This window comes from Vibrio coralliilyticus ATCC BAA-450 (assembly GCF_000176135.1).
In the GTDB taxonomy this organism is placed as follows: domain Bacteria; phylum Pseudomonadota; class Gammaproteobacteria; order Enterobacterales; family Vibrionaceae; genus Vibrio; species Vibrio coralliilyticus.
The window spans coordinates 39440-53193 of record NZ_ACZN01000013.1; the positions used below are offsets into that span (position 1 = coordinate 39440).

At 46.1% G+C, this 13754-nt stretch carries 13 protein-coding genes; 3 read left to right on the forward strand and 10 right to left on the reverse strand.

Going from position 1 to position 13754, the window contains the following annotated elements:
• Nucleotides 1–16: 16 nt before the first annotated feature.
• The 8 genes from rseP to rpsB all read right to left on the reverse strand — a co-directional run bounded on the left by rseP (nucleotide 17) and on the right by rpsB (nucleotide 7612).
• Nucleotides 17–1375 carry a sigma E protease regulator RseP gene (rseP, locus tag VIC_RS03605; protein WP_006957905.1) on the reverse strand — a complete coding sequence of 453 codons (1359 nt, stop codon included), beginning with the start codon at nucleotides 1373–1375 and terminating at the stop codon, nucleotides 17–19.
• Nucleotides 1372–2580, reverse strand: a complete 1209-nt coding sequence (gene ispC / locus VIC_RS03610) for a 1-deoxy-D-xylulose-5-phosphate reductoisomerase (RefSeq protein WP_006957906.1) — start codon at nucleotides 2578–2580, stop codon at nucleotides 1372–1374. The genes rseP and ispC overlap by 4 nt, the downstream gene beginning before the upstream one ends.
• Before the next feature lie 50 nt (nucleotides 2581–2630).
• Nucleotides 2631–3473 (reverse strand): phosphatidate cytidylyltransferase, encoded by an 843-nt coding sequence (locus tag VIC_RS03615; RefSeq protein ID WP_006957907.1) that lies wholly within the window; start codon nucleotides 3471–3473, stop codon nucleotides 2631–2633.
• 11 nt (nucleotides 3474–3484) lie between these two features.
• The gene (locus tag VIC_RS03620; protein ID WP_006957908.1) at nucleotides 3485–4240 is read right to left on the reverse strand and encodes an isoprenyl transferase; all 756 of its coding nucleotides are present in this window, start codon (nucleotides 4238–4240) and stop codon (nucleotides 3485–3487) included.
• 96 nt (nucleotides 4241–4336) lie between these two features.
• Nucleotides 4337–4894 (reverse strand): ribosome recycling factor, encoded by a 558-nt coding sequence (gene frr / locus VIC_RS03625; RefSeq protein WP_006957909.1) that lies wholly within the window; start codon nucleotides 4892–4894, stop codon nucleotides 4337–4339.
• Nucleotides 4895–4995: 101 nt separating this feature from the next.
• On the reverse strand, nucleotides 4996–5727 hold the full coding sequence (gene pyrH / locus VIC_RS03630) for a UMP kinase (protein ID WP_006957910.1): 732 nt from the start codon (nucleotides 5725–5727) through the stop codon (nucleotides 4996–4998).
• 181 nt (nucleotides 5728–5908) lie between these two features.
• A complete protein-coding gene (gene tsf, locus VIC_RS03635; protein ID WP_006957911.1) occupies nucleotides 5909–6751 on the reverse strand; it encodes a translation elongation factor Ts in 843 nt (280 codons plus the stop codon).
• Nucleotides 6752–6883: 132 nt separating this feature from the next.
• Nucleotides 6884–7612 (reverse strand): 30S ribosomal protein S2, encoded by a 729-nt coding sequence (gene rpsB, locus VIC_RS03640; RefSeq protein ID WP_006957912.1) that lies wholly within the window; start codon nucleotides 7610–7612, stop codon nucleotides 6884–6886.
• Between the two features lie 361 nt (nucleotides 7613–7973).
• On the opposite strand from rpsB, the gene map reads away from it, so the two are divergent.
• From map to VIC_RS03655, 3 genes are all read left to right on the forward strand, one after another.
• A complete protein-coding gene (gene map, locus VIC_RS03645) occupies nucleotides 7974–8852 on the forward strand; it encodes a type I methionyl aminopeptidase (protein ID WP_006957913.1) in 879 nt (292 codons plus the stop codon).
• Nucleotides 8853–8954: 102 nt separating this feature from the next.
• Complete coding sequence (gene glnD, locus VIC_RS03650; protein ID WP_006957914.1) at nucleotides 8955–11576, forward strand: bifunctional uridylyltransferase/uridylyl-removing protein GlnD; 2622 nt, start codon at nucleotides 8955–8957, stop codon at nucleotides 11574–11576.
• Nucleotides 11577–11723: 147 nt separating this feature from the next.
• Nucleotides 11724–12107 carry a DUF3461 family protein gene (locus VIC_RS03655; RefSeq protein ID WP_006957915.1) on the forward strand — a complete coding sequence of 128 codons (384 nt, stop codon included), beginning with the start codon at nucleotides 11724–11726 and terminating at the stop codon, nucleotides 12105–12107.
• A 104-nt stretch (nucleotides 12108–12211) separates the two neighbouring features.
• Here the strand turns inward: VIC_RS03655 and pgpA are convergent, their stop codons facing one another.
• Nucleotides 12212–12718, reverse strand: a complete 507-nt coding sequence (gene pgpA, locus VIC_RS03660) for a phosphatidylglycerophosphatase A (RefSeq protein ID WP_006957916.1) — start codon at nucleotides 12716–12718, stop codon at nucleotides 12212–12214.
• Between the two features lie 14 nt (nucleotides 12719–12732).
• Nucleotides 12733–13698, reverse strand: coding sequence for a thiamine-phosphate kinase (gene thiL, locus VIC_RS03665; RefSeq protein WP_039951250.1), 966 nt, complete (start codon nucleotides 13696–13698; stop codon nucleotides 12733–12735).
• Nucleotides 13699–13754 lie beyond the last annotated feature (56 nt).

Consider the following 13754-nt stretch of genomic DNA (forward strand, 5'->3'; position numbering starts at 1 on the left):
TACAACCTTTGCCCTGTTACAGACGAGCAAAATCATTAAATATCGCCACTGCCATCAGAGAGAAAATAATTGCCCCACCAATGCGGTACCCCATTTCCTGAATGCGCTCAGGAACTGGTCGTCTGATCACTGCTTCAATAGCAAAAAACAATAAGTGTCCACCATCCAACATAGGTAATGGTACAAGGTTAATGATGCCTAAGTTGACACTAATTAACGCTAAGAAACCTAGGAAATATACCAGCCCGTAGTCGGCGGTCGTCCCTGCTCCTTTCGCAATTGAAATAGGTCCACTTAGGTTATTTAATCCAACGTCACCAACGATCAGCTTTTTAAGCATGCTGATCGTTAGATCGATAATTTGTCCGGTTTTCTCAACCGCTTTTCCGACTGATTCAAATACACCAAATTGGAGCTCGAAGCGATAATTTTCCGGCCATTCTGCGACTTCAGGAGCGATTCCGGCAAATCCAATCGTTCGCTTATCCGCAAGTTCACGACTATCAGGAGTTAGGATGAGGTTTTGTACCTCACCAGCACGCTCAATCTGCAAGTCAATGGCTTGATTCGGGTGCCCTTGAATCAGCTCAACTACTTGCTGCCAATTGATGATCGGTTGACCATTAGCCGCGAGCAATGTATCTCCAGCTTGTAAGCCTGCCGCCTCACCAGCACCTCCTTCAGAAATCGTCACCAGTGTGGTTGAGATTTCAGGAGTAAAAGGTTTAAAACCCAATGCTGACATAGCAGACTCGTGTTCTGGGTCAAAGTTCCAATTGGTTAAGTCAAACGTTCTAACTTCTTCAACACCCACACCATCAGCGGGTGCCACTGTCATCGTTAATCGCTTATCACCAATATGGCCAATCAATCCCATATTGACGGATTCCCAGTCCGGAGTTTGGACGCCAGAGACGGCTTTTAGTTCCATTCCAGATTCTAAACCTGCTTCAGCAGCGATAGAATGAGGCTCAACCTGACCAACCACAGGCTTAACCGCTGGAACACCAATCATGAATACCAACCAGTAAGCAAATACAGCAAAGAAAAAGTTAAATGCAGGCCCTGCCGCTACTATCGAAGTTCGCTTCCATAAAGGTTGCGTATCAAACGCGTGCTTTTTCTGCTCTTCAGGTACGTCATCTACACGTCCGTCGAGCATCTTAACGTAGCCACCTAATGGGATGATTGAAATACTGTATTCAGTACCATCTTTACCTATTTTGCTCCAGATTGATTTACCAAAACCAATCGAGAACTTCTCGACTTTGACACCACAGCGGCGCGCAACCCAGAAATGGCCATATTCATGCACGGCAACTAAAATACCTAACGCAATGATAAATGATGCGAAATTCCACAATATCCCAGTCATAATGCACGCTCTTCAATGATTTCGACGGCCAACGCTCGCGCCATTTTATCCAGCTCTAAGATGCTTTCCAAGCTATCACAAACTGAATGATTATTGTTAGAGCAAACTTGCTCCACCACTCGCTCGTTGACAACAGCAATATCAGTGAATTTGAGCTGGCGTGACAGGAAATGCTCGACCGCCACTTCGTTTGCCGCATTCAATGCAGTAGTTGCATGCTGCCCTTCATAACAAGCCTCAATGGCCAGTTTCAGACAAGGGTAACGTTTAAAGTCGGGTTCTAAGAAAGTCAATTCACCCACAGTGGTGAAGTCCAAAGGCTTTACACCTGCAGACACACGTTCTGGATAGGACAGTGTGAGCGCAATCGGCGTCGCCATATCGGGTTCACCCATTTGTGCCAGTACCGAACCATCTTTGTATTGAACCATAGAATGGATGACGGATTGAGGATGAATCAAAACTTTGAGCTGCTCGCGGCATGTGTTAAACAACCATTTAGCTTCAATGTACTCCAGACCTTTGTTCATCATGGTGGCAGAGTCAACCGAAATTTTTGGCCCCATCGACCAGTTTGGATGGGCAATGGCTTGCTCAGGTGTGACAGCTGGCAACGTGCTGATATCGCTATAACGGAAAGGGCCGCCGGAACCAGTCAACAAAATATGTTGGATGCCATGCTCACTTAAATCACAACCACCAAGATTGGTCTGAATCGACTCTGGCAAACATTGGAATATCGCATTGTGTTCACTATCTACAGGCATGAGTTCAGCACCGTGGGCTTTCACCGCATCGATAAATAGCTGCCCTGACATGACCAAAGCTTCTTTGTTAGCCAGTAAGATGCGCTTGCCTGCTTTGACTGCCGCCATTGTCGGTAGCAAACCTGCCGCGCCAACAATCGCTGCCATCACGGTATCAACTTCGTCAAATGAAGAAACATGACACATGGCTTCCTGACCCGCTAACACTTGCGTTGAAATTTTGAGTTCTTGCAACTGTGTTTTCAGCGTCATCGCGGCACTATCGCTGGCCATCACTGCATATTTAGGCTGCCATTTCTGACAAAGTTGGCGCATTTTATCGACATTATTACCTGCAGCCAGGGCCACAATCGAGAAGTGCTGAGGGTTCTGTTCAATAACTTTAAACGTGCTGTCACCTATCGAACCGGTTGCACCTAAAATTGTCAGCTTACGCATAGCTAGAAACCAATGAGAGTATAACGGCAGGCTCTAACCTGCCTTATAAATTAGAATATGAAGTATAGAAGAGCAAAGACCGGAAACGCAGCTGTCAGGCTGTCAATTCGGTCCAGTACACCGCCGTGACCTGGAATGATGTTGCTGCTATCTTTGATACCAGACACACGCTTGAACATGCTTTCAACTAAATCTCCCAATACGGATATCACTACGGTTACTAGCGTAATCATCACCATTGCAACCGGGCTGCTGAACTCAATTTCAAACCAATTCGCCGTTGCCCAACCAACAGCAATCGCAGTAACAATGCCACCAATCAAACCTTCAATGGTCTTGTTCGGGCTAACATGGGGAGCCATTTTTCGCTTACCAAAGCTCTTTCCTGCAAAGTACGCACCACTGTCAGCTGCCCAGACAATAAAACATACAAACAGGACGAGTTTTGCTCCGTGATAAGTATCTTGGTTGATACCTTCCGCTCTAAGCAATAAAACACTCCAGAAAAAGGGGAGCAAGGTCAAAATACCAAACAGGTGACGAAGCACGTTGGAGTGTTGCCAGAATTTGGCTGAGTTAGGGTAAGTGATGGCTAAACTGCTGGAAGCCAGCCACCAGACACCACCCGCCAGCAGTACTGCTAAGTGGCCTTCAGTCACCGCATTTAGGCTCAAAGCATCAAAAGGTAGCAGGGTCAGTGTCGCAACACTGACTAAAAGACCAGGGATTAATGCGGTAAGACGTGTTTTATAATCAACAAACTGAGTCCATTCCCAATACCCAATCACTGTCACGGCTGCAATCGCTAGCATGAACAAGGGGAGCGATAACTCAAAAATGCCGAGTATCACCAATGGAGCAAGGATAAGCGCGGTTATAATTCTTTGTTTCAAACTTGATTCCTTTAATCGCTTTCCATCAATGCCTTGATTTGTTCACCGGTACAACCGAATCGTCTCTCTCGATTAACAAACCAAGTCACTGCTTCAATCAAGCTGTTTTCATCGAACTCTGGCCAGTAAATTGGCGTAAAATACATCTCAGCGTAAGCCATTTGCCACAGCATAAAGTTACTGATTCGGCATTCACCACTCGTTCGAATCAGCAAATCAACTTCAGGTAAATCTGACATCGTCAGGTGTTGTGTGATTAGCGCTTCATCAATCTCACCAGCACTGAGCTCACCTTTTGATACCTTTTCTGCGATGACTTTAGTTGCTTCAACAATATCCCACTTGCCACCGTAGTTGGCCGCAATATTGATGACCATCCCACTGTTATCCGCCGTTAGTGCTTCAGCCTGGGCAATTTTCTTTTGCAAACGCTCATTGAATCGACTTGTGTCACCAATCACACGCAAACGTAGGTTGTTTTTGTGCAGTTTTTTTACTTCTGTCGACAAAACTGTAATAAACAGCTCCATCAAGACACCCACTTCTTCTTCTGGGCGACGCCAATTTTCACTACTGAAAGCAAACAAAGTAATGGCTTTAATGCCTAGCTTGGCAGAGGTAGAGATCGCCTTTCTGACGGCTGCAACACCATTTTTATGGCCAAATACACGCGGTTTGCCTTGTGCTTTCGCCCAGCGGCCATTGCCGTCCATGATGATTGCAATATGTTTAGGAAGTGATTCTGGTGAGAGTTGAGAGTTTTGCATACAAGGATTTATGATTACCAGCAGGGGACAAAGAGTAGCATAAAAAAACGCTGTGCTGCGAGCACAGCGTTCTCTGTATCCAGAGTCTAGATGGAATTAAACTTCCATCAACTCTTTTTCTTTTGCCGCTAATACTTCATCGACTTGCTTAACAGCTGCGTCAGTGATTTTCTGGATCTCATCCTGACCTTTACGATCTTCGTCTTCAGAGATTTCCTTGTCTTTCAGTAGCGCTTTTAGTTCACCGTTCGCATCGCGACGGATATTACGGATAGCCACACGGCCACCTTCAGCTTCGCCACGAACGATTTTCACGAGATCTTTACGACGCTCTTCCGTTAAAGGTGGAAGTGGAACGCGAATGATAGTACCTGCAGACATAGGGTTTAGGCCTAGGTCAGACGTCATGATCGCTTTCTCAACTTTTGGCGTTAGCTCTTTATCGAATACTGTGATTGCTAGTGTACGAGCATCTTCTGCTACTACGTTCGCGACCTGGTTTAGAGGTGTTGGCGCACCGTAGTACTCTACCGAGATACCAGAAAGTAGGCTTGGATGAGCACGACCTGTACGTACTTTAGAAAGGTTGTTCTTTAGCGCTTCTACGCTTTTTTCCATGCGCTCTTGAGCGTCTTGTTTGATTTCGTTAATCACAATATCACCTTAATGTGTAATTCTTTTCAGAAGAAAGCCTAATCAGGATTCTTCAAAAGGCAATGCCGCAGCATGAATTAGTCACGCTACGGTTGAATGAATTATTCAGCAGTACTAATCAGAGTGCCTTCTGCTTCACCCATTACCACGCGACGTAGTGCGCCTGGTTTGTTCATATTGAATACGCGGATTGGCATTTTATGGTCACGAGCCAGTGTAAATGCTGCTAAATCCATCACTTTTAGTTCTTTATCAAGAACTTCTGCGTAGCTCAGGTTATCATACAGCTCTGCGTCAGGGTTGGCTACCGGGTCAGCCGTAAATACGCCATCAACTTTTGTCGCTTTTAGAACTACGTCAGCTTCAATTTCAATTCCGCGTAGACATGCAGCAGAATCTGTTGTGAAGAATGGGTTACCTGTACCTGCTGAGAAGATAACAACACGACCTTGGCGCAACTCACGGATTGCGTCTGCCCAGTTGTAATCGTCACACACACCTTTTAGTGGGATTGCAGACATAACACGAGCATTGACGTATGCACGGTGCAAAGCATCACGCATCGCCAAACCATTCATTACTGTTGCTAACATACCCATGTGGTCACCAACAACACGGTTCATACCCGCTTCAGCAAGACCTGCACCACGGAACAAGTTACCACCACCGATAACCACACCGACCTGAACACCCAGTTCAACCAGTTCTTTTACTTCTTGAGCCATACGATCCAAGATCGCAGGATCAATACCAAAACCTTCTTCGCCTTGAAGTGCTTCACCACTCAGTTTTAACAGAATACGTTGATACGCTGGTTTAGGGTTCGTAGTCATGGAGTTTACCTTCCAAAAGAGAGTTGTTGTTGATTAACAGTCATGGATGGACAAGAGATGCATTTTCTATTCTGAAAAGCGCTGAATTCTTGCCCATTCATCACGGTTAATCGTTTAGACGCCAGTCGTAAAAAGACCGCAGCCTTGGCTACGGTCTAAACTTTATGCGCTTCTCTAAGGATTAACCTTTTTGAGCAGCTGCTACTTCGTCAGCGAAGCTCATTTCTTCGCCTTTATCGATACCTTCACCTACTTCTAGGCGAACGAATGTAGCTACTGAAGCACCGCGCTCTTTCAGGATTTCGCCTACAGACTTCTTAGGTTCCATAACGAAAGCTTGACCAGTCAGAGAGATTTCGCCTGTGAATTTCTTCATGCGGCCAACAACCATTTTCTCTGCGATTTCAGCTGGTTTACCTTCGTTCATAGCGATTTCTACTTGAACAGCTTTCTCTTTCTCTACTACGTCAGCAGGTACGTCTTCTGGGTTTACGTACTCTGGACGAGAAGCAGCTACGTGCATTGCAACGTGCTTAAGAGTTTCAGCGTCGCCTTCACCAGCAACAACTACACCGATTTTCTCACCGTGACGGTAAGAAGCGATTGCAGCACCTTCAACGTACTGAACGCGACGGATGTTGATGTTTTCGCCGATCTTAGCAACAAGAGCTACACGCTCTTCTTCGAATTTAGCAACTAGCTCTTCAACAGAAGCTTTAGATGCTAGAGCGTCTGCTGCAACTTTCTCTGCGAATGCAGTGAAGTTAGCATCTTTAGCAACGAAGTCAGTTTGGCAGTTAACTTCAAGAAGAACTGATACACCGTTGTCTTCTTTGATGATGATTGCACCTTCAGCCGCAACGTTACCTGCTTTCTTAGCAGCTTTCGCAGCGCCTGATTTACGCATGTTTTCGATTGCTAGTTCAACGTCGCCGTTAGTTTCAACTAGCGCTTTCTTACATTCCATCATGCCTGCGCCAGTACGGTCGCGCAGTTCTTTAACTAGAGCAGCAGTAACAGCCATTCTCTATTCCTCAGTTTAAATCTGGATTTGGTAAAAAACAGGGGCCTACATTTTCGGCCCCTGCTGATAACTATAACTTAGTTTATGCGACAACTAGATTTCACATAGACCAAGTGTGACGCGGAGCCGCTATTATTCAGCTTCTACGAAACCGTCTTTTTCAGCAGCTGCAGCAACATCTTTGTTACGACCTTCAGTTACTGCAGAAGCAGCAGCGTTTAGGTATAGCTGTACCGCACGGATTGCGTCATCGTTACCAGGGATAACGAAGTCAACGCCATCTGGGTTAGAGTTAGTATCAACTACAGCGTAAACTGGGATACCTAGGTTGTTTGCTTCTTTAACTGCGATGTGCTCGTGATCAGCGTCGATTACGAATAGAGCGTCTGGTAGGCCGCCCATATCTTTGATACCACCAAGAGATTTCTCTAGCTTCTCCATTTCGCGAGTACGCATTAGAGCTTCTTTCTTAGTTAGCTTGTCAAAAGTACCGTCTTGAGACTGTGCTTCTAGGTCTTTTAGACGCTTGATAGACTGACGAACAGTTTTGTAGTTTGTTAGCATACCGCCTAACCAGCGGTTGTTAACGTAGAACTGGTTGCTTGCAACAGCAGCTTCTTTAACAGCTTCAGATGCAGCGCGCTTAGTACCTACAAATAGAACTTTACCTTTCTTTTCGCCAACTTTAGCTAGCTCAGCTAGAGCATCGTTGAACATTGGTACAGTTTTTTCTAGGTTGATGATATGAACCTTGTTACGAGCACCAAAGATGAATGGCTTCATTTTTGGGTTCCAGTAACGAGTCTGGTGACCGAAGTGAACACCAGCTTTAAGCATATCGCGCATTGATACAGTTGCCATTTTAAAATCCTCTATGGGGTTAGGCCTCCACATCCCCCATAACTCCGACTAGGCTTCTGCCCAGCACCCCGGAATATGTGACGGAATGTGTGTGATTTAAAGATATAAGTTAATTGGAAGTCGTCAGCTTCGCCGCGAGGTTTCACCAAGCAGAGAGAACAGACCACATTTCCGGCGCGCTTTATACCATATTTTTGCCCTTCATGGCTAGTAAAAAACGATTATTCATTGCACAGACTGGCTCTCTCAGTGCCTACTTGCGTATAGAGCTACATGAAGAATCATTCTCATTATGTACGGTTCCTGCTAGAATGCGCCCATTCGCACCATAGAGTGCCACTGAATGAAATAGAGAAAGCCGATGTCAATCAAGATCAAAACCGCTGAAGAAATCGAGCGCATGCGAATCGCAGGCGCACTGGCCGCTGAAATCCTAGAAATGATCGAACCTCACATCAAAGAAGGGGTAACGACAGATGAATTGAATCAGATTTGTCACGACTACGGGATCGAAAAAGGCGCTTACTCTGCCCCTCTTGATTACCATGGATTCCCTAAATCCATTTGTACTTCAATCAACCACATTGTGTGTCACGGTATCCCAGCGTCAGAAGACGAAGTGGGTAGCAACGGTCAGCCGAAACCTGCCGTTTTGAAAAACGGAGACATCATCAACGTTGATATTACTGTCATTGTTCCTAATGATGAAAATGCCGACCTCAGCGTGCGCCCGCAGGGTTATCACGGCGACACATCTAAGATGTTTTTCGTCGGCGATGTGTCTCCGGCTGACAAGCGCCTCTGTATGGTCACGCAAGAAGCATTGTATGTGGGAATGCGCAAGGTAAAACCAGGAGCAACTGTCGGTGACATCGGTACTGCGATTGAAAAGTACATTAAAGAAAACAACAAAAAGAACCCACGTAATAAGTTCTCTATTGTAAAAGACTTCTGTGGCCATGGTATCGGTAATGAGTTCCACGAAGAGCCACAGATTGTTCATTACAAGAACAACGATCGCCGTGTTCTTCAAGAAGGCATGTGCTTTACTATCGAACCGATGATTAACGCGGGCAAGTTCGGCGTCACAGTTGACGCTGAAGATGACTGGACTGTCTATACCGGTGACGGCAAGAAGTCAGCGCAATACGAGCACACGTTGCTGGTCACCAAAACTGGCTGTGAAGTCATGACTTTACGCAGCGACGACACTATCCCTCGTATAATGAACAACGTCTAATCTGATTTATTGATTTAATATCCCCGTTTCACGGGGATATTTTTTTATCAGCGCCATTTTGATAGATTGGTATCTAATGGATATTTAGCACGGACTCGCGGTATGCCCTTTCAGTCTCCTCTGACATTCGAAGATGATCAGATCTCAGTCAATGAACTCAAATCTCAACTGGAACAATTTGCTCTCTATCAGAAGCAGCAATTTCTCGAACATCACCCTGTGACCGACCTCGTTTTGGGTCGTTCTGATTATATTGACTTACTTCTCAACCGCATGTGGCAACACTTTGGCTTTTCCGACCTGCCGAATATCAGCTTAGTGGCGGTCGGTGGCTATGGACGGGGTGAACTTCACCCACTGTCGGATATCGATATTTTGATCGTTTCTCGCCATAGCTTGCCTGATAACCTAGCGAGCAAAGTCAGCGAGTTCATTACCTTACTCTGGGATCTTAGACTCGAAATAGGTCATGCGGTACGAACGGTGGAAGAATGTGCTGCTATAGGTCGCGACGATCTCACTGTTGCCACCAACTTGCAGGAAGCCAGATTACTGTGCGGCTGTGAAGAGACTTTCCAAAAATTAAAGTTAGAAATTCATTCCGAATCGTTTTGGCCAAGTGAAACCTTTTACAAAGCGAAAATTCAAGAGCAGCGAAGTCGTCACGCCAGATATCATGACACCACATACAATCTTGAACCTGATATCAAATCGACACCAGGGGGTCTACGAGATATCCATACCTTGAGCTGGGTTGCCAGACGCCATTTTGGCGCGACGTCTTTGCTTGAAATGAGCAAGTATGGCTTTCTAACCGACGCTGAATATCGTGAGCTGGTTGAGTGTCAGGATTATCTCTGGCGAGTGCGCTTTGCACTGCACTTACATCTGAAAAGGTACGACAATCGCCTTACCTTTGCTCATCAGGCTCAAGTCGCAGATTGTCTAGGCTTCGAAGGCGAAGGGAATCGCGGCGTTGAAATGATGATGAAGGAGTTCTATCGAACCCTGCGTCGTGTCGCTGAGCTCAACAAAATGCTGCTAAAACTGTTTGACCAAGCCATTTTAAACAATGGAGTTGAGTGTCAACCTGAGATCCTCAGTGAAGACTTTCAGCGTCGCGGCCACTTAATCGAAGCTCGCAAGCCAGCTTTATTCCAAGCTCGTCCAGAAACCATTCTCGATATGTTCCTTCATATCGCCAATGACTCGAGCATTGAAGGGGTTGCACCACCGACGCTACGTCAACTCCGCACCGCTCGTCGCCGTCTGAACAAGTTCCTTCATACCATTCCAGAGGCGCGAGAAAAATTTATTGAGCTTTGTCGCCATCCGAACGCTCTGCACAAGGCTTTCAGTTTGATGCACAAGCTTGGTGTTCTCGCCGCTTACTTACCACAATGGAGCCAGATTGTGGGTCAGATGCAGTTTGATCTGTTCCATGTGTACACCGTCGACGAGCACAGCGTTAGGTTGCTCAAACACATCAACACCTTCGGTAACTCACAGAATTACGACAAGCACCCTATCTGCTGCGAAGTGTACCCACGTATTCAAAAGAAAGAGTTGTTGATCATTGCGGCTATTTTCCACGACATCGGTAAAGGGCGCGGCGGTGACCACTCAGTGATTGGTGAAGGGGAAGCTTACAGCTTTTGTATCGAGCACGGTCTCTCAAAACCTGAAGCCAAATTGGTCGCCTGGCTAGTAAGGCATCACCTACTTATGTCAGTCACTGCACAACGCCGTGATATTTATGATCCAGAGGTGATCACTGAATTTGCCAAACAGGTACGTGACGAAGAATACCTTGAGTACCTAGTGTGTTTAACCGTGGCCGATATTTGCGCGACTAACCCCGAACTATGGAACAGCTGGAAACGGACCCTATTGGCAGAGCTCTTCTACTCCACGCAAAGAGCATTACGCCGCGGGTTGGAGAACCCTGTCGATGTGAGAGAGCGAATCCGCCACAACCAGCAGCTCGCCTCTGCCCTATTACGCAAAGAAGGATTTAGTGCACGAGAAATTGAAGTGCTATGGCAGCGGTTCAAAGCGGATTATTTTCTCCGTCACACCCACAAGCAGATCGCTTGGCACTGTATGCACTTGCTCCGCCATGAAGATCATGCAAAACCACTAATCTTAATCTCGAAGAAAGCGACCCGAGGGGGCACGGAAGTGTTTGTCTATAGCCGTGACCAACACGCCTTATTCGCAACAGTGGTGGCCGAGCTGGATAGGCGTAATTTTAACGTTCACGACGCTCAGGTTATGACTAGTAAAGATGGTTATGTACTCGATACTTTTATGGTCTTGGACCAACACGGTCAGGCGGTTCATGAAAGCCGTCACAAGGCCGTGATTAAACACCTAGCCCACGTATTGAAAGATGGCAGGCCAACAAAAATCAAAACCCGTCGTGTACCACGCAATCTTCAGCACTTTAAAGTTAAAACACGGGTCGATTTCCTACCAACAAAGAGCAAAAAGCGTACTTTAATGGAGTTTGTTGCCTTAGACACACCAGGGTTACTGGCAACCGTCGGGGCGACTTTTGCGGATTTAGACCTTCACCTTCATGCAGCAAAAATCACCACCATTGGTGAGCGAGCAGAAGATTTGTTCATCATCACCAGTGAGCAAGGTGGCAAGTTAACTGAAGAGCAAGAAGCACAACTTAGAGAAAGTCTGACCGCTAATGTGGCCGAGCTGGCACCGTAAGCGATCTTGTCCACAAGTTGTAAAGGTGTACTAAAAATCAGCTATCTACAACGTGATTAGGCTGCTACATTATTGATGTTAACAATATTTGTACACCCTGCTCATAAGCGCGCAGGGTGATTTTGAATCAACACAAAGAGGTAGCCTATGTTCCCACACCTCACTGGTTTAGGTATTCACGATCCTAAACAGATTGAGCGCTATTCACTACGCCAAGAAGCGCACAAGGATGTGTTAAAGATCTATTTCCACAAGCAGAAAGGCGAGTTATTCGCTAAAAGCGTAAAGTTCAAATATCCCCGTCAGGTTAAAAACGTTCTTGTGGACAGCGGAAGCCATAAGTACAAAGAAGTAACTGAGATCAACCGCAATCTGACACTAGTGATCGATGAGTTGAACAAACTCACTAAGCCAGAAAAGCTCGTTGAAGTGGATGTGAAGCAGAAGATTCTTTCCGATCTTCGCCACTTAGAGAAAGTCGTTTCAAGTAAGATCACAGAGATCGAAGCTGATCTAGAAAAACTGAAATAAATCGCTTCAAGAATAGAAAACAATTTGAAGGGCAGATGTGAGAGCATCAGCCCTTTTCTTTTAGACGTGTGAGAGACCAGAAACCTGCTCACCACTTCATCAAACTAGACGAGCCAGCCTGCGTATTTGCCCACAAAGTAAAGCGCAACACCAGCCATGATACCCGCGACGATATCATCCAGCATAATACCCAAGCCACCGTGGACACGCTTATCTAACCAGCCAATCGGCCATGGCTTAACCATATCAAAGAAACGAAACAGCACGAACCCGGTCAGTACCCATTTCCAGTCCGTCGCTGAAAGTTGAAACAATGGCACCACCAGCATGGTTATCCAGAAACCGGCAAATTCATCCCATACGATGGAACCATGATCGTGTACTCCCATATCATCGGAGGTAACCTGGCATATTTTGATTCCAATTAAGCAAGAAGCAACTACAACCACGATGTATACAGGTAAAGGCAACTGGACCAAAAGGAAATAGAAAGGGACTGCAGCCAATGTGCCTATCGTTCCAGGAACAACAGGAGAAAGGCCACTGCCAAAACCAGTAGCGAGTAAGTGCCAAGGGTTTTTCAATGAGATAAGTGAAAGTGGATTTGTCATTATACTACTTAGAATTATTTAAAGTGATCATAGCCTTGCAGCATCCAATCTAACGCTTGCCCTTGCTGGTGCAACTCAAACGTTCCTTGTGGTCGTATTTGACCAATGCAGGTAATCTTAGCGCCACAATGCGCAAGAGCACTCTCGATGGAGCCTTTATTCTGCTCAGGTACCGTAAAGCACAGTTCGTACTCTTCCCCGCTGGACAACGCATATTGCTGGGCTTTAGCTAAAGTGCCCGTAAATTGGATAAGAGCATTAGAGACAGGTAATAGCGAGACGTCAAGGCTTGCTCCAACAGAAGAACGTTTCAGAATGTGTTGCAGATCTGAAATCAAACCATCTGAAATATCGATAGCTGAGCTGGCTAGATTAAGGAGTGCTTGACCAACTAAAACGCGAGGCGTCGAGAGGTAGTGGCGTTGTTCTAACTCCTGAGCAAAAGGTTGAGACTTCAGTTCCGGATTGAGGATGACATCCAGACCAGCTTTGCTGTCCCCTAAATCACCCGTTACATAAACCCAATCGCCGACTTGAGCCCCATCACGACGCAGTGCTTTATCTGGGTCAACCAATCCTTGTACAGTGAGCGTTAGACTTAACGGGCCTTTAGTGGTATCACCACCAATCAACTGCACCCCATAATAATCCGCAAGCTCAAAAAATGCTTCACAGAAAGGCTCAAGCCACGCCTCATCGGGTTCAGGCATCGTCAAGGCAAATGACACCCATGCTGGCGTTGCGCCCATGGCGGCGAGGTCGCTGATGTTGGATGCTAATGCTTTATGTGCAACCCAAGCAGGGTTAGCATATTCAAGAAAATGAGTCCCTGACACCAGAGTATCTGTGCTGATCGCGACAGATAACCCCTCAGGTACTTTGACTAAGGCGCAATCATCACCGGCCGCCAGCAGGACATCTTTACGTGACGCCTGTCGGCCAACGAAATACTTTTCGATTAAATTAAATTCACCAGACATAGTACTCAATGTAACGTTAGGCATAAAAAAGGCCAGCATTTGCTGACCTTTTTCTA